This is a genomic window from Acidianus ambivalens (assembly GCF_009729015.1).
Lineage (GTDB): Archaea > Thermoproteota > Thermoprotei_A > Sulfolobales > Sulfolobaceae > Acidianus > Acidianus ambivalens.
The window spans coordinates 792,169-815,732 of the sequence record NZ_CP045482.1 but is presented as its reverse complement, the minus strand read 5'-3'; the positions used below and the strand labels follow the sequence as shown (position 1 = coordinate 815,732).

Below are 23,564 nucleotides of genomic sequence, written 5' to 3'. Positions count from 1 at the left end.
GAATTTGTTTATTTGCATGTATACATCTCGCATCTAAATTATTTCTTCAATTCTTCAACTTCATTTAAGATTTCCTTACCTTTTTCTTCAACTTTTATAATTAATTTGGCCAAATTTGTTATGAAGTCAATAATCCATTTCTTTGCATCGTCTTTAGATGTAATTGGAGAATATTCTCCTGCTTTATCGTAACCAATGTGAAGTGAAAGCGCTTCTTTATCCTTATTCTAAAAGTGATGAGTACAAAATAAACATATTTGAAGGCGCAGTAAACCCAATCTTGTAGAAGAACTTCCTTTCTTTTTCGTCTAAAAGTGAGGAGAAAGTGGAATTATTAATACTTACTAAACCACTCAAGAAAACCTTAAACGCCATTGAAGCTTTACTTGCTGAATTCCTTAACTTACCCTGTTTTAATAACTCTAAGGAAATTAAAGCCTCATCTATGCTCTCATCCATCCTTAATTTTCCGTACTTTCTTACATCTTCCCAAACTACTTTTTCACTCATCCTATTTTATACAATTATGTCGTTTTTAAATAAAAGCTCACGTCTTTACGTCGATTAGGTTATTATGATGCCCTAGAAAGAAACTCGTGAACTTTGCCTTTTTCATTTATATTTAAAAATCATTACGACTATGTATATTTTATGATGTCACCATTGTGCGGTTCGCCCATAGGTTTAGGAGGAAGATATGCTACTTTTCCGTTCCAAAGTTTCGGTTTAGGAGGAATAATTCAGCGACTGCTGGACTTCTTCGGAGGTATGGGATTCCAAACCTATCCATTTATGGGGCAAAACCTAGGTGTTCTGCAAGTAATACATCCCTCGATACTCTCGTCGTATCCTAACATTGCTTACACAGTGAGGCTTTGTCAATCCCCTGGCTTTCTAGGAGTAGAAACCGGGCATGCAGGTTTACTTTCCTTGCCCGGAATGGTTGACGATTATACTCTCCACAATTCCTTACTTTCAGCGTTAGGAACTACAGGAGGATTAATGCCATATGCAGGAATGATACCGGAAGATTCATTATTTTCCCTCATAGGCTCGATGCTATGAAGCTAAAGGAAGTTATAAAGAAGAGCCTTTCTCCCTTTGATTCGTACTATGCATTACTTAACTTGAGTAGTTCAAAAATTCTAGTAGAGAAAGAAGGCGAAGAGATTATAGGATTTGTAGAATTGAAAATTTATGAAGATGTAGGAATAATATTTTACCTAGGGCTGAATCCTTTTTCGCATTAACATAAATCTTTTTATATTCATTTATTATCGACTAAATTTTGTGGAAAGACTACTGAGACCTAAGGAGGCTTGCCAACTTCTCGGTATTTCATACTCAACACTCCTACGGTGGATTAGAGAAGGGAAAATAAGGGCAGTAACAACTGAAGGTGGAAAGTACAGAATACCTTATAGTGAAATTAAGAAGTACTTAGAGAGGAGGGAAGAAACAAGAGCAGTAATTTACGCAAGAGTTTCCTCAGCAGACCAAAAAATGGACTTAGAGAGGCAAATAAACTACCTAACAAATTACGCAACAGCAAAGGGATATAAAGTGATTGAGGTTTTGAAAGACGTTGCCAGCGGGTTAAACACGCAAAGGAAAGGACTACTGAAGCTATTCAAACTTGTTGAAGGGAGGAGCATTGATGTTGTATTAATAACCTACAAGGATAGGTTAACGCGTTTTGGCTTCGAGTACATTGAAGAGTTCTTTTCAACCATGGGAGTTAAGATTGAAGTAGTTTTCGGTGAAGAACCCAAAGATACGCAAGAGTTAGTTGAGGACTTAATCTCCATCATTACCTCATTCGCTGGGAAAATTTACGGAATGAGGAGTCACAAGAAGACAGTCCTAGTTCAAGGTGTAAAAAAAGTGATAGGTGAGCTAAATGGAGAGGACAGTGAAGTTAAGAGTTAGGGTCGACTACGCCACATACTCAGCACTTAAGGAAGTTGAGAAAGAGTATAGAGAAGTTCTAGATGATGCAATAAATTATGGACTCGTAAATAAGGCTACCTCCTTCACCCGGATTAAGGCTGGAATTTACAGAGAAGAGAGGGAGAAGCACAAGGACTTACCATCACATTACATTTATACAGCTTGTGAGGACGCTAGCGAAAGGTTAGATAGCTTTGAGAAGTTAAAGAAAAAAGGTAGGAGTTATACTGATAAACCGTCAGTGAGGAAGGTTACTGTGCACTTAGATGACCATTTATGGAAGTTCAGCCTTGATAAAATCTCGATAGCCGTAAAGAGGGGTAGGGTTTTCATTTCACCAACCTTCCCTAAGATCTTCTGGAGATATTATAACAAGGGCTGGTTGATTGCTAGCGAGGCTAGGTTTAAATTGTTGAAGCGAAATGTTGTGGAGTTCTACGTCATTTTTAAGAAGGATGAACCTAAACCTTATGAACCTAAAGCGTTTATTCCCGTTGACCTTAACGAGAATTCAGTCTCCCTACTTATAAACAGTAAACCCGTGTTGCTTGAAACAAACACTAAGAGGATTACTCTGGGGTATGAGTATAGGAGGAAGTCAATAACCACTGGTAAGTCAACTAAGGATAGAGAAGTGAGGAGAAAGTTAAAGAGGTTGAGGGAGGGGGATAAGAAAGTAGACATTAGGAGGAAATTAGCTAAGCTTATCGTTGAAGAGGCTTTTGAAAGCAGAAGTGCCATAGTTTTGGAGGACTTGCCAAGAAGAACTCCAGAACACATGGTTAAGGATGTGAAAGATTCTCAGCTTAGGTTGAGAATTTACCGTTCAGCGTTTTCATCTATGAAGAACTTCATCATTGAGAAGGCTAGGGAGTTTGGTGTCCCGGTGGTCTTAGTTAATCCCTCATATACTTCCACTGTTTGTCCAGTTCATGGTTGTAAGATTGCTTACCAACCCGATGGGGGCAATGCCCCAAGGGTTGGTGTTTGTGAGAAGGGGGAGGAGAAATGGCATAGGGATGTGGTTGCACTGTACAACTTAACGAAGAGGGCTGGAGATGTGAGCCCCGTGCCGTTGGGCTCGAAGGAGTCCCATGATCCATACGTGATTAAAATGAGCGTATGGTTGAGGGCTAAGTCCCTACACTCGATCATGAATAAACATAAAATGATTGAAATGAAAGTGTAGGGACAAACGGTACTCCCTTGTCATAGAGGTAAAGGTCACGGTAAGGCACTTGTAAGGAAAGCTGAGGATTACTTTATAAAGAAGGGCTTAAGTCTCTCGTTAGCCTCAACAAGAGATTGGAATAAAGTTGCAGTTTCCTTATTCACTTCATTAAATTATAAGGTTTTCAAAGAAGACGAAGTCAGTTTTTCAGTTATAGAATTGCTTAACGCATACGACGATAATCTGATTTTGTGTAAAGAATTGAAAAAAGAAAAATCTTGTGAGAGTTTTCTATCTTCATAATCCTATTCTAAAATTCTGAATATCGATAGAAGGACCTTGAGGCTGTGCAGGTCCTCCATTACCTCCTGTCATTAAGTTAAGTTTTGCGATTAACTGCTCCAACGATACGTTGTGCAACCATACTCTTCCCGGGCCGGTTAGTTTAATGAAGAAAGCTCCTTCCTTCTCTATGTGGCCGAATAGCATTGTCTTTATTCCCCCTGCTCTAGTAAGGGAATACTGCATGGAGTCGTCAAATGCCAATAAATGTCCTTCTTCAACTTCAATTTCCTCCCCTTGTTGTAGAACGAAACTGCTCACTCCGCCTAGTGCGTGAACGAAAACTGAACCTTGCCCAGAAAAGTGAGCCATTAGTAGACCTTCACCGCCTAACCAGCCTACAGATATTTTATCTAAAGTTGCCGAATATTGAACCCCTTGTTCGGCAAATAGGAAAGAATTGTGTTCAACCCTTATTCCGTTGCCATTTAGATCAATTTTTACTATTCTTCCAGGTAAAAATGAGGAGAATTCGACTACTCCAGGGCCGTAAACTTGCATTATGAAAAATCTACTGCCAGTTAGTTCTCTTTCAAAGGATTTTATTATCCCTCCTTGTGCAGCATAGTTTATCTTTACTGAAGGAGATTTAGCAACTAGGTGACCTCCGTCTCCGTAAATCATTTCCCCTTCATTTAAGTACACTCTTACGTGCTGCATGTCGTAACCTAGGATTCTATACAAGGGCATTTATATCACCAGAAGTGGTGATGATGCTTATGGAGTTCTGCTCCGCAATACATGCACCTTTTTGCGTCTGGTGGATTTAGCTGACCGCAGTTCGGGCAAACTATACCTTGTTGAATTGGCTGTTGTATTGATTGTTGCATCATAGGTTGTTGAGGAACCGGTTGATTAAGTATAGGACCTTGGAAAGGCTGTGAGTTCATTATTAGTTGCAATACTTGATCATATATTGAAACATCTGCACCACATACTTCACAATAATTTAAATCTGGCCTTAAAGTTGCTCCACACATTGGACATGTTTGTGGCATAATAAATTTTATGCAAACTACTTTATATTCTTTCACAATTTAATTTGTATTCATCATTCAATTGATGTCTACATAATATTTAATAATTTTTAATTCTTTGGTTGAATTCGAACTTAGCATTCTCACAAACTCTGTGGGTTAGGTTGATCTTAAACATCGTAAGACCTTAGTCTATTATCATTTTATTGAGTATATTCTAAATAATCAAATAAATTAATATTTTACTAAATTATACAAAGATTTATATATACGTTTTTATCATATATATCATGATTAGATATGGAAGTGCAAAAGTTTAAAGTTAGATTACCTTCAGGGAAGGAAGTAGGTCTATTAGATGCCCTACTCTTCTGCTATGATATTTCGGACACTGACTTTAAGGTATTGAAAGAGTTAATAAAGAACGGGCCAAAAAATGAGGATGAGCTAGCGGCGGAGCTAAAGCTAAGTAAGGCTTCGGTTAATAGGTCATTGAATAAATTGCTTTCCATAGGTTTTGTTCAGAGAATGAAAGATCAAAGCTCTAAAGGAGGAAGACCGAGATTTATTTACTCTGCAATAAGTTCCGATGAGATAATAAATAAGCTCTCAAGGGATTTCGAATACTGTGCAAAAATATTTATAAGCATTACACCCGCGGAATTAAAATGAGCTGAGCAAATCTTTAATATAGCCTTCCTTATTTAATTTCTCTTTAAAGAAATCCAAGTTTCTTATGTAATTCTAATTCTTTTTCTTACAAAGTTGAAATATCGTAAGGATTTAACTTGAATATTGCTCATAAGGTTTCATCATGAAATAAGACTTAAGATTGCGTATGAGCCCTTAAGAAGGTGCTCGTTGCGGAATTGAAAGTAATAATAAGTTACGTGTGAACATTAGATCGTTCTGTCTTCTATCAGTAAGCTCTACTAGAATTTCTTCTAGTTTTCTCATCCATAGTTATTCAGAACTCAAATCCTTGATCAATAATTTTCTTAGAACTTCTCTAACGTCCTTAGTCACTTTCTTACCTATTTCGCTTGAAGGCCCTGCAAAATACTCATTTCCTCCAATAGTACCTACTGCTATTGCATCACTTGCAGTTCCAGTAAATGGAAAATTAAGGTCCCTTAAAGCACCACTTTTTGCCTCAGTTAACGATCTAACTAAATCAACTAAGCCGTTCAAATTAAGCGGGTAATTTACGAAGGCAGAAATATTTATTGTGCAACCTGCATTTTCTCCACTCTCTCCTACTCCGGCCGAAATAAATAACTCTCCCCACGATGTTTGTTTAAATTCGTAATTTTTAGCTGCAGTTATGAATATTATAGTATTGCCTTCTCGTAACTTCTCAACATCTTCAAAGGCATTTTTACAATAGTTCTTGTCCACGAATAATACCTTTATTTTATTAATGAAGTTAATTCCCTCTGGATAAAGGGCAGAGGTAAGTGTTAAGTAAGTCCTTCTTAAATGAAAAACCTTTATCATTAATTTCTTGTATCCACCTAAGTATTTAAGGTGGTTTAACGTCTATTGCGGCAACTGGACAAACGTTTACGCAGGCCATACAGAATATGCAAGCTTGTTCATTAATTGGCATTGCTTTCTTTTCTGATGTAGGATGCCCGGGAGTCTCATACCATTGGAATACGTTTACTGGACAAGCTGTTATACAAGAGCCGTCTGCAATGCATAAGTCGAAGTCTACTCCAACTATTGTGCCCCATATTCCGAGTTTTTTGGGCGGTTCGTATGGATCGTAAACTTTTATTCCTTGAATTTCTGTAACTACTTTTCTTGTAGTTCTATAATTAGGATCTATTCCCATTAGGGTTCCCCTAAATACTTCTCAATTGGACTTAAAAGATTTATGTAGATACTACTGTGTACTTATGCTTCATCTAATATCTTTACTCCTTGTGCTGTACTCATTATCCAGCAATAAAGAGTATATCCAAGTTCTGCTATTCCGTTATAGTCGTTGAATTCCATTCCTACTTGAATTCCATCTAGGTAATAGGAACTTTCGTTTACTGTTGGGAATATCTTATCTATCCATTGAAATTCATCCTCTATAAAGAATGTTAAGGGAATACTAACCTTTCCTTCTAAGCTTTTGTTTGATAAATAGTATACTCCTATCCAACCGTCAGAAGAACCTGTATGAGGTAAAATGTACACAGTAAATGTACACGTAATTTCGCTCCCGTTTACGTAAATAGGTACTTGTACTTCTCCCTCTTTTATAAAATAGGAAGAGAGAGTCTCATTGTGGTATAACCAAATCATTAGTTCAATGTCTGGATAAGCTAAATATGTAATATTGGGATTTTGACTTAACCAAATATCGTAAGAGAAATCGTCAATGTTGCCTTCTTTTACCCATAATGAGAAGTTGAGGGTAGAAGTAATATTAGGTAAACAATATACCTTTCTAGGTAATACTAAAGAAGGATTTTCTATAGTAGTTCCTGCAAAGGGAAACCATCCTTCATAACCATACATTAATCCAGGATAACCATCAACCGGAATGCATGGAGATATTTTCTCGAAATTCGAAAAATTCACGTTAACATATAAAACTCCGTTCCTAAAGGTGAGATTGGCATTACCGTCCGCATATTTCAAATTCCACAGGAAAGGTGAAACGAAAAGCGAGCAATTATAAGAATATATTTCTGCTATTACATATTCGCTATCGCTCTTATAACTTCCAATTATTGAAAAATATTCTTCTTAATGAGGAGTAGTCGTAATTACTTCATTATTACTGCTCTTTTCTGAACTCTTAACAGGCATTATATTATTATTATTTAAAAAGTGTAATGAAATAAAAGTCATACTTACTACAATTATTGTAATTAAGGCAACACTTGTTATTACATAATTTTTCTTCATCTTTTTCCTCCTGGTAATACTATTATTATTATGAAAAGTACAATTAAAGCTATTACTACAATGGGAATTCCGTATATGCTGTATGTTAGATACTTAATAAAAATGTCTTGACTATTATTATTAGATAGAGTTATAAATATAGTATGGTTGTACGTAGATATTTTATTTGAGATATTACTATATATTATTTCTACTGTAATATTTATTGATTGATAAGAAGGTTGTACTTCGAATACCTCCGCATAGCAATGACTAAGTCTCAGTAAGCTAAAGACATGCTTGATGGAGAGATACCGGTGATACATTTTGAGTAGAGAAAACGTAATTTACTGTAGCCTGGGTTCAAACGCTTTTGGCTAACGTAGAAGTAAATAATATTGTTGGGGCTTATATAAATTCTATAGTATCTCTTAATATTCCTGCAATCTGTTAGGGATTATGAGATGTATGGAATTAAAATAGATCATTATCTTGAATTTGAAGACCATACGGAGCTGATTAGTGTAATATCTAGGACAGACAATCTCTTGAAGTATAGGCCTATATTTAGTACTGATAGTAAAAAGAATAAAATACTAAATGTTTTACTGATAGCTATAAATATTGAGCTAGAAAAACCAGTTAATATATTAAGATTAGCAATACTCTTAAGGCCTGCAACGTCGCTAAAAACTGATAACTTTAAAGGTAACCGAAAATTTGGATATACAAGAAATAGAAATGAAATAAAATCAATAAAATGCTATAAATAAGTCCAGCGTTAGTAAAAACTTTTTATAATTCATATGGAAATTGTAATTTAATGGAATGCATTTCTCTAAGAAATGTTGTTAAGAGATTTGGCTCTATTACTGCTCTAAATAATTTGTCATTCTCGATTCAGTGCGGTGGAAGAGTTGCTTTACTAGGACCTAATGGTGCAGGGAAATCTACTACAATGAAGATTCTTGCAGGACTTTTGAAACCCGATTACGGAGAGGTTGAAATAATGGGTATGAAGCCTGGGACTAAGGAGGTTAAGAAAATTCTAGGTTACCTACCGGAAGATCCCATGCCTTATAGGATTTTAACTGTTAGGGAAAACCTTGAGTACATTGCGTCATTAAGAGGAGTACCAAAGGAAAGAGTAGATGAAATGTTAGACTTTCTGGACTTAAGGCAGTACGAGAAAATTCAGGCTGGAAAGCTTTCAAGAGGAAATCAACAAAAACTATCCTTAGCTTTAGTACTTATTCATAATCCAGAAATAGTATTATTAGATGAACCGTTGAACTATCTAGATATTCCTACTCAGGAGAAAGTTATAGGAATATTAAAGGAAATGAAATCTACTTTTCTAATTTCTACTCATATTATGTCAATAGCAACAAGGCTCACAGACTACGTAATTATGATATCTAAAGGTACTGTAATATGGCAGGGGAGTATTAGTGAACTTAGAGCCTTGGGAAGGGAAGACGAGCCGATAGAGAGCGTAGTAGCTAGGATGATGGGAAATGTTTAACCTAATTAAATTTGTAATATTCTCTCGTATTCCAAAAAGGAGTATATTATTTTACTTAGGTTTTGCTATAATATTTGGTTACATAGGTTATATTAGTTATTATGAAGCTCCTCATTACGTGAATGTGGAGTTCAAGTATTTATCCGTTTTTTACTTAACCATGATGATTGCCGTCTCACCGTTCAATACGAGGTTTGGGTTAGCTACTAAATCTGATAGCGACTTCCTTGCTTTATTACCTTTCGATGACGATAAAATAATTGCATCGTTGATAATAGGCAGTTTTGTGGTTAATGTTATCTTTCTATCTATTTTCATGTACTGGTTTATTGAAGCATTAGGCATCGCAGGGGTAATTATTATTCCGGCTTTTGCACTAATCTCTTCTTCATTGCCTGCAGTGCTTTATAATTTAGATAACAAAAGGAAAATTTTGATAGACATCGTGGTAATAATTTGGTTTATTTCAGCAATATTTAATTTCCCATTAAGTCCTCTCTCAATGTTTTATGGTTATTTGGAAGGCTATATTATCTCTTATACTCTAGCTTTTGCATTATTTTTCACCGCACTAAAGAAATTTAACTTTTCCTCTTATTCTAATTTTACTATATCTTCAGAAAAAGGGGAAGTTAAGGAGGAAATATCTTTTAAATCTTCTAATCCTTTCATCTTAACCTTAATTAGAAATTTGAGAATCCTGGAAATAGGAGGAAGAGTTAACTGGATGGGAGTAAGTACGTTTGTTTCTAGGAGAGTAGAATTATGGAAAGTTATGCTTGGCTCCTCAATTTTTGCGGTAGTTCTATACTTTGTTTTATCTAGCACTGAAAACTTAGGTTTCACCTTTTTTTATGTTTTATTTGGAGGTTGGTTTGTTATGATAATGATTTCGAGTGCGGCGTTTATAACGGAACCTATATGGCTAGACTTAAACGTTATGACTCCAGAAGAGTTCGCTAGGTATTACTTAACTAGTAAAGCTTTGTCTATTGCAATTATTTTATCGCCTTTTGCAGTACTGTCACTGGTTCTTGGTTATATAGGAGAAGCATTAGGATTTGTTGTCTTCATTCCTTTAAGTTCAATCTTCATTATGTCTTTATATGCTAGATACTATCAACAAAGATATAATATGCCAATGAACGTTTCTCCAATAAGGCTTTTGGTTTCCTTACTAACTTCAATTCCTCTAATTCCTCTAATAATTTTATCCTTCTTGCCTGCATATTTGATTTTATGTTTGCCAATAATGCTCTCCTTTATTATATTTTACCTTACGATATCTTTACCGTTTATATTTTCTAAGTCCTACTGGGAATCTACAATAGAAAAAATTGTTACTTCAGTTACCTAGCTATTTCGAAATGAGCAGAGTCCTTCTTTATAAATAAAATAGACGGTTTAGGAACTAAGATCTTCCTTTTAATTCCTCCAATGTTAATCTCTAATTCTTGCGGGTAAGTTAATAGAACTGTAACATTTTTATCCTTCATTTCATCTAGTATAATTCCTTTCCCTTTTATTTCACCCCATATGTTAAATTCCCCCTCTTTGCTCAGTAGAAAATTTAGGAAGTCATCTTTTCTCTCAATTACCTTTTTTGCCCTAATTTTAGCTAACAGAGAATTAACATTAATTGGTTCTCTTATTTCCTCCTCTACATGTTCTTCATCTTCAGAAATTCTCTCGTCAGAATAAAGTTTTATTGATTTGCCATAATCTAACTCCACATTATATTTTCTTGCTATCTTAATTAATTCACTCTCTATTTCCTTATATATATCTTCAACAGGTGTTGGATTTTCAACTTGTATGTCAAGAAAATTCTTTACCTCTTGGTAAGCTTTACTTAGCTTTTTTATGTTCTCAAGATCATCGTCTTTTAATTTGTCAAGAAATTCTTCGTACGGGTTAGAAAAATAAAGGTCACCTTCGAGCATTGCGTAGTCTTTTCCTTCATATTGAATAATTTCTTGGTTGATTATATAATTCTTAATTTCATCGTAGTCATTAAATACTTTTAAAATTCTAATAATCCTGTCAAGCACTCCTATTTTAACTTCTTCCTTCCATGGAAATTGCTCTTTGTAATAATAATCAAATCCGAGGCAATGTTTTATATCCTGGCTAAACTTTATGCAATCCTTATTTATAGGCAATACGAAAACCTTTCCTTCTTCTTCTCCTATTACAAAATCCTTGTTTGGGTCAGAAGTTTCAATGTAAGTAAAATCGCCGACCTTAAAAGATGAAACCTTAAGTGCCATGGCTAACCTATATCTTACATTATGAATCTCGTCTAGGAAATCCATGATATCACCTTTGCATTTCGTAAGATTAAAATATTTCCTAGGTATTACCACTCATGATGGAAAAGTACAAATTCTTTGACCTTCCAGAGTTTTCTACTGTAAAGGATATTCTAGAGAATGAAAGGACTAACTATGTTATTACTCTCTTCGGATTATGCAAAATTCTATACGCTGGTAGAGCTTCCTCTATAGCTACTTACAGTTCTAGACTAATAACCTTTAAGCCTGACGGAAGTGTTTTAGTTCATAGTAACAGAAAACTCAAACCCGTTAATTGGCAACCTTCAAGTTCAGAAGTTAAGGTGGAAATAGGTGACGAACTTAAGATTTATGTGGAAAGGAAGAGACCTAAGGAAGTCTTGGAAATTTTAATGCCTATCGTGTATTATCTATCTTTATCGAAAGTGGACGAAGGTGAATTTCACTTATTTGGTAGTGAGAGCGAAATGGTGGAAGAAGTGGTTAAAAATCCTGAATTAATTTCTAGAGATTTCATACCTTTGGAAAGGGAGTATCAAACTCCCTTCGGTAAAATAGACTTGCTTGGAGTGACTTCTACAGGATATTTAGTCTTGGAGTTTAAGAGAGCTCAAGCAGGACTAGAAGCGGTTTCTCAGCTAAAGAGATACGTTGATTACTTAAGCTGGAAAGGAGAGAAGGTTAGAGGAGGAATAGTTGCTCCGTCAATATCGAAGAGTGCATTAAAATTGCTTAAAAAGTACGAGTTAGAGTACTTTCAACTAAGTCCAAAACTACTTTCTACGATAAGATTAAAATAGGTAATCATTAATAGTTCAATAAAATGCACATTATAAAACTGGTAATTGTTATCCTCATTCTTTTAAGTATTGTTAATTATGTGAGTGCATATTTACAATGTAGTAATACTTATATCCTTAATATCACTTCTCCTTCTGCATTTATTTTCAATATAAATGGAGAGAATGTTAATATTTCCATTTTAAGAATAAGCAATAATTCCTGCCAAAAATTAATTTATATGAATTATACAAAAAATAATTTAACTTCTGGGCTCTTACTAATTCAAGGTAAATATGAAGTAGTAGTAAAAAGCACTAATCAATTCAATTTTCATTATTACATTATAAAATTAAAATGCATTCAAAAAGCTTTATGCCCTTCATTTTTATTTAGTACAAATGAATCCGTTCTAATTCCTATACCTGACTTAGAAACTCCAGAAGCTCTTAAGGCTTTTATTATATCTAATGTATCATTGACTTTTGAAATCATTCAGTGCAATAAAATTATTAAAGAATATGAAAATACAACAATAGTTTTCTCAAATTATTCTTACGTATATTTTAAAAATCCTAAGAATATTTTTATAAAAATATGCATATATAAAGACTCGTTATTTTATCTATCATATAAAGTAATTCCTTGCTTTATTAACCCTTATCTTAAACTTTCATCATTATCTTCAGAAGGCATAGCTAGTTATGGCATCCTTAATGAGACAAAAGCGACTAAACCTTATTTAATAAAAACTACTTCTATTTTAGGTAAATTTAACATTAGTTGTATTTTAGCTTATAATTATTCACAAAATTTAGTACCTCCATGTTCTGCTTCTTTACAACTTAATGTAGTACTGAAAACTTGTAGCCAAGTCTATTGGCTTCAGAATGTTTTAGAATTTCTTACATTAAAACATGAATTTAAATTAGCAGATGAAATTTTAAATATTACATGTATTGATTCTACTCTTTCAAATTACAGTATTACCTCTCTCAATGGTTACGTTACAATGGTTAACCAAAGTGGTAAAATTGAATACTATTACGGAAATTATTACTGTCAACCAGAGCTCAAATACTGCCTACCATTATGCGGATATCTGGTAACAAACGTTAGTTTAGAAAAATGCGGAATATTAGTCAGTTTTGCTGCTATTCTTATCAAGAATGGTAGTTTTACGTGCTATAAGGAAATTGTATATGATAACGTTTTAATTCATGGTAAATTTAAATTCGCTTACATATTGGTTTGCGGAAAGCATTATACTCCAATTGGAAGTTACTACGATGCAGAACTAGTTTTCGGAGGAGGAGGAAACGGCGAAATTACCAAATTCTGCAAGTTAAATGCAACATTATGGCTATTTTATCTTAAGAAAAATACTTATGTAACTTTCCCTAACTACTTTACTTTCGGAGAAGATACTGCGGAAAAAGCTGTAAATATTACAGTTAATTTCTGTAAATATTATGCAAAGTTAACTACTGGAAAAGAGAATTTCAGATGCTATAAGGCATCTTCTTATTCCATAGATCCTTTTCATTATCATAATATCTCATCATTACATAATTCATCAACAAAATCTATAACTGTAATTACAATTAGTAGTACTCATGCCAGTAACCCTAATTATTATACTTATGAAATTTTAATCCCTATATCTCTGATTTTATCATTTATATTATATTATTTACTTTTTAGAAAAAGATAGAAGGGCTAGATAGCTATCATTCCTTTTTCTATAACGCATTTCCCGTAACCTTTTAGGATATTATTAGCTAACTTTTCTATATCTTTATCCGAAAGCCTTGTTTCTTTAACCTTTTCCTCCTCTTCGAAGCATAAGTAACCAGATAATTGGGAATAACATAATACCTTATTAAATCCACCATAATACAGTCTAACCAATCTTAAGCCATTCTTCTCAATGTATCCAGAATCTGTAACTATTTTTGTTATTTGTTGAAAATGCTTCTTCAGAACGTCTTGAGGTTTTTCAGTCAATAATATAACTGCGGATGACAATTTGAACGGAGTAGCCCAAGGAGGTAACTGAACGCTAACAGAAGAAGGTAATAGAGGTTTTTGTAAAGCTGCAGAGAGGAAATGTATTCCGTTTAAAGTCTTCTCAATTATTTTAACCTCGTGACAATTAACTGAGAAGTCGTAAACTAAGCCTTCACCGCTTAAAGCAATTATTGGCTCTTTATCTTCTCTAATGATATTTCTTATTGCTAAGTAAGCAAAGGATTTAACATCTGCTAAGTCTATTTCCTTTGACGGTAAATATAGGTTTTTACCGGTAATTCTATAGTGTGGTGTCTCTAAGGATAGCTTACTAATTCCGTCAGCAAAAATTTCAACATTAGTTTCACTATTAGGTATATTCTCTTTTATTAATATTACTTCTCCATCATAAGTTATTTGAGAATTAAGGAGCTTTAAGGTTATCATAATAGGTTTAATAAAAAGGAAGTTAAATCGTTAGCTTAAAATTATAGTGGTAAAATTTAGTAATATGGAAGAACTACTCGATATAGAGCATTCAAAAGAGGAAAGAGAAGATTTTGCAGGCTATAAAATTTCTCCTACAATGATTTTCTTTCCAAAAAACGAAAGTGAGGTAGTTAGGATAGTTAAATATGCTTATACTCATAATATTCCTATAGTGCCCTGGGGTTCGGGTAGTAGTTTAACTGGAGCTACAGCATGTAAAGATTGTATTCTTGTAGATTTATCAAAAATGGATAAAATTCTTGAAATAAATGATGTGGATTGGTACGTAAGAGTTCAACCTGGAGTTAAACTCATTGATCTTTATGAAGCAGTAGAAAGCAAAGGATTCTTTTTCCCTCCAGATCCCGCAAGTTTCTTCTTATGTACAGTTGGAGGAGCGATTTCTGAAGGTTCTGGTGGAATGAGAGGAGTAAAATATGGTCCTTTTAGGGAGTGGGTTCTTTCGCTGAGAGTAGTATTGCCTACCGGAGAAGTTGTGAAAGCAGGAGAACCGTTAAGGAAGAATAGGGCAGGATATGATTTAACTCACTTGTTTGTAGGTAGCGAAGGTACACTTGGGATAATAACTGAAGCTTGGCTCAGAATAATCCCAAAACCTAGGAAGAAGATTTACACTGTGAAAGTCTTATTGCCAGATTTTAGTACCGTTGCGGAGAATATTATAGGCATAAGGAAAGCTAGAATTTTACCGGAGTTTTCAGAATATATAGACGCAGACGTAATAAGGGCATTAAACAGGAACTTAAATGCCGGCCTTGAAGAGCCTGAAGGAGGAATGCTTCTAATCTCAATAGAAGAAGACCAATTGCAAGACTTATTAAAGGTGCTTAAAGGTAAAGTAGAAGTTTTAGAAGGAGATGAGGCTGAAAGACTTTATTCCTTAAGATCTCAAGCGGCAATTGCAGTTAAGGCAGAAACTAGGACTTTTTACGCTGAGGACATAGTAGTCCCCATCTCTAAATTGCCAGAAGCTATAGCAAAGTTAAATGAAATTGCGAGGAAGCATAACACTAAGTTCTACATTATCTCGCACATAGGTGACGGTAACTTACACCCTAACATTGTTGTAGACGATGAAAAAGAGAAGGAAGAAATATTTAATGAAATAGCTAAAGTTGCAATAGACTTAGGAGGCTCAGTAACTGGAGAGCATGGAGTAGGAATACAAAAAGCTAAAATGATGTCAGAACAGATAAAAAGCCATAACGGTGAGAGAGTTCTAGACTTAATGATGGAAATTAAGAAAATGCTAGATCCAAAGGATATAATGAATCCTGACAAGTATGTAGAATTGGCGTATAAATTTAAGTAATTTGGTAACAAACTTTTTATTTTTTGATTATATACTTAACTTTATGGATAGAGTTTCGATCATTACATTTGTGGTAGTTCTTGGAACAATGATGGCCGCAATTGATTCTACTATTGTGATTCTTGCATTACCAGTAATGTTGCAATGCCTTCATACTGATTTACTAACTCTCATTTGGGTAATTTTAGTCTACTTATTAACCGCCGCAGTTCTAACTACTCAGTTAGGTAGGCTAGGAGACAGAATGGGAAGAGGAAAGATATACAATTTAGGATTTCTTATATTCACTATAGGTTCAGCCTTTTGCGGTGTTTCGCCTAATGCAAACTTTCTCATTTCCTCTAGAGTTGTTCAAGCTATAGGTGCGTCAATGTTACAAGCTAATAGCGGTGCAATAATTGCCGATAATTATCCTCCAAATAGGAGAGGAAAAGCTTATGGTTATACTTCAATAGGTTGGAACGTTGGCGCAATTTTAGGAATAATTCTAGGAGGAATTTTAACTACCTTTGTAGGTTGGAGATATATATTTTATATAAACGTTCCTATAGGAATTATAGCTATCATCTTAGGCTTAAGGGTAATTAAAGATTCAAGAATAGTAAATGCAAAGTTCGATATTTTAGGAGTTCTTATCTTAGCCTTCTCTCTTATTTTAATAACTTATGGTGCGTCAGAAATTGCTGGGGTTGGTATTACTACTTTTAATTTATTCTTGATAATTGCTGGAATTTTATCATTATTTCCATTTTACTTAGTAGAGAAAAGACAACCTTTTCCGGTAATTGACTTTAAAGTGTTTAGAAATAGAGTACTTACTGCTTCGCTTTTAGCGTCTTTTTTGCAAAGTGCAGGTTACTTAGCCACAGCGTTTATTCTAATTATGTACTTACAAGGAATTAGAGGATTAACTCCTTTCAATGCATCATTATTGCTTGTTCCTGGATACGTTTTAGCTAGCATGGTAGGCCCTATTACCGGTAGGCTTTCAGACAAAATAGGTGCAAGAATTCCTGCAACGATAGGAATTGGATTAATGATTATCGCATCTTTTATCTACTCTAACCTTACTTTAACTACTCCTTACTATGTAATAGTAGTTACGTCAATAATTGGAGGTCTCGGTTCATCATTTTTCTACCCGGCTAATAATAGCGCTATAATGTCAAATGCTCCTAGAAGCATTTACGGAGGAATTTCTGGAATAATGAGAACGTTAGCAAACATAGGGATACTAATAAGTTACGTCATTGCCATTTCCATTGCATCAATTTCAATACCTAGGTATGTCGCATTTGAAGTGTTTTTAGGAACTTATTCTCTAGGAGGACTGAGCAGTAAATTCTTAATCGGAATACATTCAGCTTTTTATGCTTCAATAGCAATTCTTTCAATTGCTCTAGTGCTTTCTGCAATTAGAGGAAAGGAAGAGAGGAGTTATTTAAGTTAAAAATATTCATTTTGTTAAAAATATTCAATAAATCGGGTTAGATTTAATAACAACATATGAATACTGTACTTGATGAGTAAGGAAAAGGAAGAGTCTCATTATCAAGAGCCTAAGCGTGTAATAGGATTAAAGGACCTGGTTTTCCTAAGCGTTGGCGGGCAATCTCCTTTCTTAAGCATATTAACGTACGGTGTTGCAGCTTTCCTTTACGGAAGTTATTTCGCTCCTATTGCAATAGTTATAGGAACTATCCTAGTTCTACTCAACGGAATGGTAATTTACAAGCTGTCAACTAGGTACACAAAATCTGGAGGATATTATACATATGCTTATTACTCCTTAACGAAAAGATTAGGGTTTGAAACAGGTTGGATATACTTAGTTTATTCAGTATTATACGGTTCAGCTTACGTATTAGGCGCCACATTTGTTTTACATCACGTACTTCATATAAACCCTTGGATAATAGCGTTAACAATTTTTGGAGTTTCATCAATTTTTGCCTTGACCGGAATAAAACCTTCAGCAAAATACGCTATTGTAGCTAGCGTAATAGAAATAGGAATAATGGCCACATTAGCCGTCTTATTCCTAAAATCTACTTCCTTTACTTTCTATAATCCCTTTAATTATCACATATCGTTTGGAATGTTAGCTTTGGCTATACTATTCGGTGCGGGTATTCCGACTGGTTATGGTTCAATTACTCCTTTATCCGGAGAAGTTAAGGACCCTAAAAGGACTGTTCCTTTAGCAATAGTTATTGTAATTCTCTTAGGCGGATTATTGGCAGCATTTGACGTTTATGCAATAGGAGATCATTTACTTTACTATCATATTAGCCCAACTTCTACCGATCTTCTCTCTTTAATTGAAAGTAGGTTCGGCATAATTACTTTTGCTTTCGTAATCTTTGCAGCAGCAAATGATGGAATATTAGCAACATTGTCATTTATGCTTGCTACTTCTAGAACAGCTTATGCAATGTCAACTCATGGTTTCCTTCCAAGCATATTCTCTAAGTTTGAAAGCGAAAGAGGACCAATATTTGCATCATTATTAACAATAGTACTTTACTTAATTACGATAGTTAGTTCACTATATCTAGCCGGGCTAAGACCTTATTTAGCATTTGAAGAAGTAGCAGAAATAGCTGTTCTTTCCAATTTATTAGTACATATTGCAGCTGACTCTTCACTTTTCAAGATCTCATTAAAGAGATTTAATAAGAGGTTAGTCGAAATTTCCTTAGCTTTAGCCGCAATAGGTATAACTGCTTGGAACATGATTGAGACTATAAGCTCCACTACTCCCGTCTTAGTGTACATATTTATGACGTTCATAATAATGGGCTTCTTGGCCGCAGAAGTTATAGAGATGGAAAGGGAAGAACAACAGCAAGAAGATTAACAGCGTTTACGAGAAATTATTAATAACAAGGTTAATGTAAGTTTAGAATTCCTCTTCTAACATATTAATAAATTTTTGAAATAGAACATTCTCTTGATGAGATGGGAGATTATTTTAAGAGGAAGAGGAGGAATGGGTGTTGTAACTGCTGGAGAAACCTTAGTTAAAGCTGCAGTAAAAGAAGGAAAATACGGTCAATCAATTCCATTTTTCGGAGGAGAAAGAAGAGGAGCACCGGTAGTTTCTTACGTAAGACTTTCAGATGAACCAATTTATATTCACAGAGAAATTTATAATTCAGACCTTGTAGCAGTTTTCGATACTTCATTATTTAACATAATGAATCCTCTAGAAGGGCTTAAAGAAGACGGAATTCTTTTGCTTAACACTAAGACACCTAAGAAGCTATGGAAAAATACGTTTTACGTGGATGCGGTGGAGATAGCAGATAAATTAAACTTATCCATTGCCGGGTGGAAATTAGTAAACATGCCAATGGTAGGGGCAATAGCTAAAGTTACTGGAATGATAAAAATTGACTCTGTTGTTGAAGCAATAGAAGAGGAGTTTTCAGGAAAGCTGGGAAAATTAAACGCTGAAGCCGCAAAATTAGGTTATGAGATGGTGAGTAAATATGATTAACTATCCAGTACCTTTAGGAAGGCCTAAAATTGGTTCATCAGGATTAACCGGCCATTGGAGGTTAATGAGGCCGGAAATTGATTACTCAAAGTGCACTAAGTGCAGACTTTGCGTTATTTATTGTCCAGAGAATACTATAGACCTTCTAGAAGGATTTGACGTAAGGATAGATTACGATTATTGTAAAGGTTGTGGAGTTTGTGCTCAAATTTGTCCTCAGAAAGCAATACAAATGATTCCGGAGGTGAAATGAAATGATAACCGTTCAAAAGAACGTAACCGCAATGGTAGGCAATCACGCAGTAGCTTACGCTGTTAAACAAGCTAAACCTCAAGTATTGGCTGTATTCCCAATAACTCCTCAAACTACTATGTTAGAGAAATTGGCAGAATATATAGATAACGGAGAGCTGAAGGCTGAATTAATAAAAGTTGAAGGGGAACATTCAGCTTTAGCAGCAGTTTATGGAGCAGCAGTTGCGGGAGCTAGAGTATTTACAGCAACCTCATCCCAAGGCTTACTTTACATGACAGAAATGATTTACTGGGTAGGAGGAGAAAGAGTACCTATTGTAAATGCAGTAGCAACTAGAGCATTAGCAGAACCTTGGTCCATTTGGGATGATCACGAGGACTTCTTTAGTAAAAGAGACGCCTCTTGGATAATGATGATGGCGGAAAACGTTCAAGATGCTTACGATATGACTTTACAGGCCTTTAGGATAAGTGAAGATAAGAGAGTAATTTTACCCGTCATGATGGGTTTTGATGGTTTCATTTTAACTCATACAATGGAGAGACTGGAAATCCTGGACGACGAGACTGTAGAAAAATTCCTTCCACCTAGGGAGTTCAACCTTATTGACTTTAACGATCCTGTAAATGTGGGTCCTATTGCTGCTCCAGACGATTACATGAAAATAAAGTATGAGGCAATGAAGGCTATGGAAGGAAGTAAGGAGGTTATTGAGGAAATAAGCAAGGAATACGAGAGAATCTCTGGAAGAAAACAGTATGGGCTAATAGAGTGTTATGAGTGTGAAGACGCAGATTACGTATTTGTTACAGCAGGAGCGTGGACCGGAGATGCTAGAGAGGCAGTAAGAAGGCTAAGGAACGAAGGGAAGAAAGTTGGTTTGCTTAAGTTAAGAGTAATAAGGCCTTTCCCGAAGGAGAGAATAAAGGAGGCATTAAAAGGAGTTCAAGGAGTTGTAGTGTTTGACAGGGAATACTCATATGGTTATGGAGGAATTTTGGCTAACGAAATTAAGTCAGCAATTTATAACACTGGAATAGAAGTTATGAGCGTAATTGCAGGCATAGGAGGTAAGGACGTTAGACCTCTTCACTTCCAAAAGGTTATGGAAGATGCTCTTAATGGTAAAAAATTTGAGGAGAGGTGGTTAAATGACTGAAGTGCCCTCTTATATTAAAGAAAAGAAAGTAATTAGACAACAGTACTTCCTAAGAGGAAACGCTGCCTGTCCGGGCTGTCCTATACCTAAAGAGTTAGATTTACTTCTAGAAGTTATGGGCAAGAAGACAGTTCTAGTAGTTCCTGCATCTTGCAGTACTGTAATAATGGGAGATATTCATGGATCTCCTTCAACTGTTCCGGTAGTACATAGTGCTTTTGCCTCGGCCGCAGCAATTGCTTCAGGATTAAGCAGGCAATTAAAAATGAGGGGAGAAGATGCTAAGGTAGTAGTTTGGGCAGGAGACGGAGCTACTGGTGATATAGGATTTGCTACTGTTAGTGGTGCAGCTGAGAGAAATGAGGACATACTTTACGTATGTTACGATAACGAAGCTTTCATGAATACTGGAATTCAAAGGTCCTCTTTAACTCCTTACGGAGCATGGACTACAACTACTCCTGCAGGTAAGAGGGAATTTAAGAAACCTCTGCCTTTCATTATGATGGAACATAAAATACCTTACGTGGCTACTGCGTCTATCGCTTATCCGTTCGATTATCAGGCTAAAGTTAGGAAAGCAAAGGATATTCAAGGATTTAGATATATTCACTTATTATCCCCCTGCCCTCCAGGTTGGAGATTTGATAGTAGTCTAACTATTGAAGTAGCAAAGCTTGCTGTTGAGACCGGAATTTGGCCTTTATTTGAGGTAATTAACGGAGAGTTCCAGCTAACGGGGATAAGTAAAGTTCTGCTAGACAAGAGTAAGAGAAAACCTATAACGGAATACCTTAAACTTCAAGGCAGGTTCAGTAAGATGAGCGAGAAAGATATAAAGATAATGCAGGATGCTGTTGATGCAATGTGGGATTATATTGCTGAATTAGTGAAAAGATAGATTTGCTCAAACTCTTTTTCTTAATCCTTACGCTTAGTGCTTATTAACTTATGACAATAATTTTTAATATGTTGTGGAAAGTAAAGCTAAGTAATATAGGGGGTTTGGGCTTCATAGGATTTCATAATATTTAATATCAACCCTTAGCCCTTGGGCTTCACCAGAGTCACGGGTAAACCCGTTACCCCTCCGCCCCTTTAGCGGGATAACCCCAACCCACACCCGCGGAATATAACGGATGTGGGGAAACCCGCACATTTTGAGGTAAATATTTAGTGACGCGTTCAGTTGTCTATCTAGAGTGAACCCACACCTCTCACAATGAAAAGTCCTGCCAACATTTCGGGAAACCCATCCACATCTGGGGCAGGACTTTGAAGTGAGGTATGGGTTTACCTCCTTAACAAAGGAACCGTAAAGCGGTGCCTTATACTTTAGCACACGGTGTATAGTCCTCCACACAGTCCGTGAAATCTTTTTAGAAAGGGAGTCGTTAGCATCTTCAAACATCTCTTGCTTATTCAACTTCTCAACAGCAAATGTCGTCATAGGGTACATCTCCAGCAAACTGTTAACGAACTTGTGAATATAATCCAACACGCGGTTCCTCTCACGGTGGGAATATTTTCTCAACAATTCTTTCCCCTTCCTACCGTGCTTTGAAGCGAAAGACTGTATTCTACCCCTCTTCAACTCCATACCGTATTTTAAACTGTACAACTCCTTCAAGGAAAACGCGATAAACTTCTCTCCATCGTATGCGTCTAGAGTGTAGAGGTTACTATCAATTGCTAGGAAATCTAAGGGAGTAAACCAAGGTAATCTGTAACGGAACGGTAAATACACCTTATCCTCCTTTATCACGGGCTCACCTAGTTCTAGCCCCTTAACCCTTCGTGAAAACCAAGTGTGAGACCAAGAGAAGGTAATATACTCGTAAGGTCTTACTGTAATCCTAACCTCTTCGCCATCAACCTTCCTAAGAGTTGATTTTACCCTAACGTAAACCTTCTTCAATCTAGGTTTCATCAGTGATGCTTGTCCCTTTTCAGCCCTCCTCTTCCAACTTTCCAGTATTGAGTAGGCGTCATTAATTGCCTTATCAACGTAGTGTGAAGCTAACTTGTTGATCTTCTCTAATTCATCCCTTAGCGTATTGTATACTTGCTTTTTCTTAGGCAAGGTTATTTTAACCTTAGTGAGTACTTTCTTACCCTTCTTCGCTTCTTTTCTCTCTACCTTCACCCTCTCCCATAACCAGTCTAATGCTTTCTGCAGTAGATTTTTGTAGTTCTCCAGTAGTATTTTCGTCTCCTCCTTCTTATCATTCTCCAAGGAGTAAGTTAGGTAAATGTACTCCTCCTCTGGTTGGAGTGATTTAATTCTTAAGTTCTTCGACACACTTTTCCACCTTCTTTTGACTCCCCATTCCTTGCAATTTTCCGCTAAAGGAGACTAGGATTGAGGTTAGGTCTTCGATTAACTCTTGTTCTGGTGTTTTGTCCTCATTGTTTAATACCACGAGTTCGCAATTATGTGCTTTGCACACTTCCTCTATTATCTCGAAACCAAACCTTGTCAGTGTTTCTGGGTAAGCTATGACTACTTTCGACACTTCGTTGTTTAGTATCATTCTTAATAATTTGAGGAATCCTTTCCTCTTCATGTTTAATCCAGAACCCACGTCAGTTATTACTTGGTCGTAATCTTTAACGTTCTCCTCTAGGTATTTTACTTGGTTTATTAAGTCATCTTTCTGTGCGTTTGATGACACTCTCGCGTAAAGGATCACTTTCCTCTTTCTAACGATTCCCATCAGTTTTTCTACGTCCTCTTCTCTGAACCTCCACTTTCCACTCTGTAATATTACTGGTTTGATGTAACCCTTCTTTACGTATTCTCTAAGCGTTGCATAGGATATTCCTAAGCGTTGGCATACTTCCTTAGGTCTTAGCATTGTATAAGAATTTATGATGAAATAATATAAAC

Annotated in this window: 27 protein-coding genes and 1 pseudogene; 18 read left to right on the top strand and 10 right to left on the bottom strand. The window is 35.6% G+C overall.

Annotated elements, in window-relative coordinates:
• Window positions 1-222: 222 nt before the first annotated feature.
• Complete coding sequence (locus D1866_RS13400; RefSeq protein ID WP_231136418.1) at window positions 223-510, bottom strand: PaREP1 family protein; 288 nt, start codon at window positions 508-510, stop codon at window positions 223-225.
• A 141-nt stretch (window positions 511-651) separates the two neighbouring features.
• Between D1866_RS13400 and D1866_RS04865 the strand changes: the two genes are divergently transcribed.
• The 5 genes and pseudogenes from D1866_RS04865 to D1866_RS04845 all read left to right on the top strand — a co-directional run.
• Complete coding sequence (locus D1866_RS04865) at window positions 652-1,065, top strand: hypothetical protein (protein WP_152942386.1); 414 nt, start codon at window positions 652-654, stop codon at window positions 1,063-1,065.
• Window positions 1,062-1,250: a hypothetical protein gene (locus tag D1866_RS04860; protein ID WP_196773486.1), complete on the top strand. Its 189-nt coding sequence runs from the start codon at window positions 1,062-1,064 to the stop codon at window positions 1,248-1,250. Before D1866_RS04865 ends, D1866_RS04860 begins: the two co-directional genes overlap by 4 nt.
• Window positions 1,251-1,290: 40 nt before the next feature.
• Entirely contained in the window at window positions 1,291-1,929 is a 639-nt protein-coding gene (locus D1866_RS04855; protein WP_155861062.1) for an IS607 family transposase, read from the top strand.
• Window positions 1,901-3,139: an RNA-guided endonuclease InsQ/TnpB family protein gene (locus D1866_RS04850; protein WP_152942388.1), complete on the top strand. Its 1,239-nt coding sequence runs from the start codon at window positions 1,901-1,903 to the stop codon at window positions 3,137-3,139. Before D1866_RS04855 ends, D1866_RS04850 begins: the two co-directional genes overlap by 29 nt.
• Before the next feature lie 21 nt (window positions 3,140-3,160).
• A pseudogene (locus D1866_RS04845) lies at window positions 3,161-3,424 on the top strand (GNAT family N-acetyltransferase); the annotation flags it as partial.
• Here D1866_RS04845 and D1866_RS04840 read toward each other — a convergent pair.
• The gene (locus tag D1866_RS04840; RefSeq protein WP_152942391.1) at window positions 3,419-4,153 is read right to left on the bottom strand and encodes an AIM24 family protein; all 735 of its coding nucleotides are present in this window, start codon (window positions 4,151-4,153) and stop codon (window positions 3,419-3,421) included. The pseudogene D1866_RS04845 and the gene D1866_RS04840 sit on opposite strands and share 6 nt — an antisense overlap.
• Before the next feature lie 5 nt (window positions 4,154-4,158).
• A complete protein-coding gene (locus D1866_RS04835; RefSeq protein WP_152942393.1) occupies window positions 4,159-4,461 on the bottom strand; it encodes a zinc-ribbon domain-containing protein in 303 nt (100 codons plus the stop codon).
• A gap of 279 nt (window positions 4,462-4,740) precedes the next feature.
• Here D1866_RS04835 and lrs14 point away from each other — a divergent pair, with 279 nt between their 5' ends.
• A complete protein-coding gene (gene lrs14 / locus D1866_RS04830; protein ID WP_152942395.1) occupies window positions 4,741-5,112 on the top strand; it encodes an Lrs14 family HTH-type transcriptional regulator in 372 nt (123 codons plus the stop codon).
• Between the two features lie 291 nt (window positions 5,113-5,403).
• On the opposite strand, the gene D1866_RS04825 is transcribed toward lrs14, so the two are convergent.
• The 3 genes from D1866_RS04825 to D1866_RS04815 form a co-directional block, all read right to left on the bottom strand.
• Entirely contained in the window at window positions 5,404-5,937 is a 534-nt protein-coding gene (locus D1866_RS04825) for an adenosylcobinamide amidohydrolase (protein WP_152942397.1), read from the bottom strand.
• A gap of 25 nt (window positions 5,938-5,962) precedes the next feature.
• A complete protein-coding gene (locus D1866_RS04820; RefSeq protein ID WP_152942399.1) occupies window positions 5,963-6,277 on the bottom strand; it encodes a 4Fe-4S dicluster domain-containing protein in 315 nt (104 codons plus the stop codon).
• A gap of 62 nt (window positions 6,278-6,339) precedes the next feature.
• Window positions 6,340-7,077: a GH12 family glycosyl hydrolase domain-containing protein gene (locus D1866_RS04815; protein ID WP_231136417.1), complete on the bottom strand. Its 738-nt coding sequence runs from the start codon at window positions 7,075-7,077 to the stop codon at window positions 6,340-6,342.
• A 713-nt stretch (window positions 7,078-7,790) separates the two neighbouring features.
• On the opposite strand from D1866_RS04815, the gene D1866_RS04810 reads away from it, so the two are divergent.
• The 3 genes from D1866_RS04810 to D1866_RS04800 are packed head-to-tail and all read left to right on the top strand — an operon-like array spanning window position 7,791 to window position 10,208.
• On the top strand, window positions 7,791-8,099 hold the full coding sequence (locus tag D1866_RS04810; RefSeq protein WP_152942404.1) for a hypothetical protein: 309 nt from the start codon (window positions 7,791-7,793) through the stop codon (window positions 8,097-8,099).
• A gap of 50 nt (window positions 8,100-8,149) precedes the next feature.
• Window positions 8,150-8,851, top strand: a complete 702-nt coding sequence (locus tag D1866_RS04805) for an ABC transporter ATP-binding protein (protein WP_152942406.1) — start codon at window positions 8,150-8,152, stop codon at window positions 8,849-8,851.
• Window positions 8,844-10,208: a hypothetical protein gene (locus tag D1866_RS04800; protein WP_231136416.1), complete on the top strand. Its 1,365-nt coding sequence runs from the start codon at window positions 8,844-8,846 to the stop codon at window positions 10,206-10,208. The genes D1866_RS04805 and D1866_RS04800 overlap by 8 nt, the downstream gene beginning before the upstream one ends.
• Here D1866_RS04800 and D1866_RS04795 read toward each other — a convergent pair.
• Window positions 10,201-11,166 (bottom strand): hypothetical protein, encoded by a 966-nt coding sequence (locus tag D1866_RS04795; protein WP_152942408.1) that lies wholly within the window; start codon window positions 11,164-11,166, stop codon window positions 10,201-10,203. The genes D1866_RS04800 and D1866_RS04795 overlap by 8 nt on opposite strands.
• Window positions 11,167-11,219: 53 nt before the next feature.
• Here D1866_RS04795 and nucS point away from each other — a divergent pair, with 53 nt between their 5' ends.
• Both nucS and D1866_RS04785 read left to right on the top strand, forming a co-directional pair.
• Complete coding sequence (gene nucS, locus D1866_RS04790) at window positions 11,220-11,945, top strand: endonuclease NucS (protein WP_231136415.1); 726 nt, start codon at window positions 11,220-11,222, stop codon at window positions 11,943-11,945.
• A gap of 221 nt (window positions 11,946-12,166) precedes the next feature.
• On the top strand, window positions 12,167-13,639 hold the full coding sequence (locus D1866_RS04785; protein ID WP_170254137.1) for a thermopsin: 1,473 nt from the start codon (window positions 12,167-12,169) through the stop codon (window positions 13,637-13,639).
• Window positions 13,640-13,644: 5 nt separating this feature from the next.
• On the opposite strand, the gene D1866_RS04780 is transcribed toward D1866_RS04785, so the two are convergent.
• Complete coding sequence (locus D1866_RS04780; protein WP_152942413.1) at window positions 13,645-14,382, bottom strand: hypothetical protein; 738 nt, start codon at window positions 14,380-14,382, stop codon at window positions 13,645-13,647.
• A gap of 64 nt (window positions 14,383-14,446) precedes the next feature.
• Here D1866_RS04780 and D1866_RS04775 point away from each other — a divergent pair, with 64 nt between their 5' ends.
• The 7 genes from D1866_RS04775 to D1866_RS04745 all read left to right on the top strand — a co-directional run bounded on the left by D1866_RS04775 (window position 14,447) and on the right by D1866_RS04745 (window position 21,575).
• On the top strand, window positions 14,447-15,757 hold the full coding sequence (locus D1866_RS04775) for an FAD-binding oxidoreductase (RefSeq protein ID WP_152942415.1): 1,311 nt from the start codon (window positions 14,447-14,449) through the stop codon (window positions 15,755-15,757).
• Window positions 15,758-15,800: 43 nt separating this feature from the next.
• Window positions 15,801-17,207: an MFS transporter gene (locus D1866_RS04770; protein WP_152942418.1), complete on the top strand. Its 1,407-nt coding sequence runs from the start codon at window positions 15,801-15,803 to the stop codon at window positions 17,205-17,207.
• A gap of 72 nt (window positions 17,208-17,279) precedes the next feature.
• A complete protein-coding gene (locus D1866_RS04765) occupies window positions 17,280-18,617 on the top strand; it encodes an APC family permease (RefSeq protein WP_152942420.1) in 1,338 nt (445 codons plus the stop codon).
• Window positions 18,618-18,710: 93 nt separating this feature from the next.
• A complete protein-coding gene (locus tag D1866_RS04760; RefSeq protein ID WP_152942421.1) occupies window positions 18,711-19,259 on the top strand; it encodes a 2-oxoacid:acceptor oxidoreductase family protein in 549 nt (182 codons plus the stop codon).
• A complete protein-coding gene (locus tag D1866_RS04755) occupies window positions 19,252-19,512 on the top strand; it encodes a 4Fe-4S binding protein (RefSeq protein ID WP_152942422.1) in 261 nt (86 codons plus the stop codon). The genes D1866_RS04760 and D1866_RS04755 overlap by 8 nt, the downstream gene beginning before the upstream one ends.
• A gap of 1 nt (window position 19,513) precedes the next feature.
• On the top strand, window positions 19,514-20,674 hold the full coding sequence (locus D1866_RS04750; protein WP_152942424.1) for a transketolase C-terminal domain-containing protein: 1,161 nt from the start codon (window positions 19,514-19,516) through the stop codon (window positions 20,672-20,674).
• Window positions 20,667-21,575: a 3-methyl-2-oxobutanoate dehydrogenase subunit beta gene (locus D1866_RS04745; protein WP_152942426.1), complete on the top strand. Its 909-nt coding sequence runs from the start codon at window positions 20,667-20,669 to the stop codon at window positions 21,573-21,575. Before D1866_RS04750 ends, D1866_RS04745 begins: the two co-directional genes overlap by 8 nt.
• A 111-nt stretch (window positions 21,576-21,686) precedes the next feature.
• Here D1866_RS04745 and D1866_RS04740 read toward each other — a convergent pair whose 3' ends face one another.
• Window positions 21,687-22,976, bottom strand: coding sequence for an RNA-guided endonuclease InsQ/TnpB family protein (locus D1866_RS04740; protein ID WP_155861060.1), 1,290 nt, complete (start codon window positions 22,974-22,976; stop codon window positions 21,687-21,689).
• Entirely contained in the window at window positions 22,954-23,532 is a 579-nt protein-coding gene (locus D1866_RS04735) for an IS607 family transposase (RefSeq protein ID WP_152942428.1), read from the bottom strand. The genes D1866_RS04740 and D1866_RS04735 overlap by 23 nt, the downstream gene beginning before the upstream one ends.
• Between the last annotated feature and the right edge of the window lie 32 nt (window positions 23,533-23,564).

Bases quoted from the DNA above. Each gene is read 5' to 3' on its own strand.
- D1866_RS04755 (WP_152942422.1), top strand. From the start codon at position 19,252: ATGATTAACTATCCAGTACCTTTAGGAAGGCCTAAAATTGGTTCATCA.
- D1866_RS04765 (WP_152942420.1), top strand. From the start codon at position 17,280: ATGAGTAAGGAAAAGGAAGAGTCTCATTATCAAGAGCCTAAGCGTGTA.
- nucS (WP_231136415.1), top strand. From the start codon at position 11,220: ATGATGGAAAAGTACAAATTCTTTGACCTTCCAGAGTTTTCTACTGTA.
- D1866_RS04825 (WP_152942397.1), bottom strand. From the start codon at position 5,937: ATGATAAAGGTTTTTCATTTAAGAAGGACTTACTTAACACTTACCTCT.
- D1866_RS04785 (WP_170254137.1), top strand. From the start codon at position 12,167: ATGAATTATACAAAAAATAATTTAACTTCTGGGCTCTTACTAATTCAA.
- D1866_RS04800 (WP_231136416.1), top strand. From the start codon at position 8,844: ATGTTTAACCTAATTAAATTTGTAATATTCTCTCGTATTCCAAAAAGG.
- D1866_RS04795 (WP_152942408.1), bottom strand. From the start codon at position 11,166: ATGGATTTCCTAGACGAGATTCATAATGTAAGATATAGGTTAGCCATG.
- D1866_RS13400 (WP_231136418.1), bottom strand. From the start codon at position 510: ATGAGTGAAAAAGTAGTTTGGGAAGATGTAAGAAAGTACGGAAAATTA.
- D1866_RS04820 (WP_152942399.1), bottom strand. From the start codon at position 6,277: ATGGGAATAGATCCTAATTATAGAACTACAAGAAAAGTAGTTACAGAA.
- D1866_RS04865 (WP_152942386.1), top strand. From the start codon at position 652: ATGATGTCACCATTGTGCGGTTCGCCCATAGGTTTAGGAGGAAGATAT.
- D1866_RS04805 (WP_152942406.1), top strand. From the start codon at position 8,150: ATGGAATGCATTTCTCTAAGAAATGTTGTTAAGAGATTTGGCTCTATT.
- D1866_RS04770 (WP_152942418.1), top strand. From the start codon at position 15,801: ATGGATAGAGTTTCGATCATTACATTTGTGGTAGTTCTTGGAACAATG.
- D1866_RS04735 (WP_152942428.1), bottom strand. From the start codon at position 23,532: ATGCTAAGACCTAAGGAAGTATGCCAACGCTTAGGAATATCCTATGCA.
- D1866_RS04810 (WP_152942404.1), top strand. From the start codon at position 7,791: ATGTATGGAATTAAAATAGATCATTATCTTGAATTTGAAGACCATACG.
- D1866_RS04775 (WP_152942415.1), top strand. From the start codon at position 14,447: ATGGAAGAACTACTCGATATAGAGCATTCAAAAGAGGAAAGAGAAGAT.
- D1866_RS04750 (WP_152942424.1), top strand. From the start codon at position 19,514: ATGATAACCGTTCAAAAGAACGTAACCGCAATGGTAGGCAATCACGCA.
- D1866_RS04745 (WP_152942426.1), top strand. From the start codon at position 20,667: ATGACTGAAGTGCCCTCTTATATTAAAGAAAAGAAAGTAATTAGACAA.
- D1866_RS04850 (WP_152942388.1), top strand. From the start codon at position 1,901: ATGGAGAGGACAGTGAAGTTAAGAGTTAGGGTCGACTACGCCACATAC.
- lrs14 (WP_152942395.1), top strand. From the start codon at position 4,741: ATGGAAGTGCAAAAGTTTAAAGTTAGATTACCTTCAGGGAAGGAAGTA.
- D1866_RS04780 (WP_152942413.1), bottom strand. From the start codon at position 14,382: ATGATAACCTTAAAGCTCCTTAATTCTCAAATAACTTATGATGGAGAA.
- D1866_RS04860 (WP_196773486.1), top strand. From the start codon at position 1,062: ATGAAGCTAAAGGAAGTTATAAAGAAGAGCCTTTCTCCCTTTGATTCG.
- D1866_RS04835 (WP_152942393.1), bottom strand. From the start codon at position 4,461: ATGCCACAAACATGTCCAATGTGTGGAGCAACTTTAAGGCCAGATTTA.
- D1866_RS04840 (WP_152942391.1), bottom strand. From the start codon at position 4,153: ATGCCCTTGTATAGAATCCTAGGTTACGACATGCAGCACGTAAGAGTG.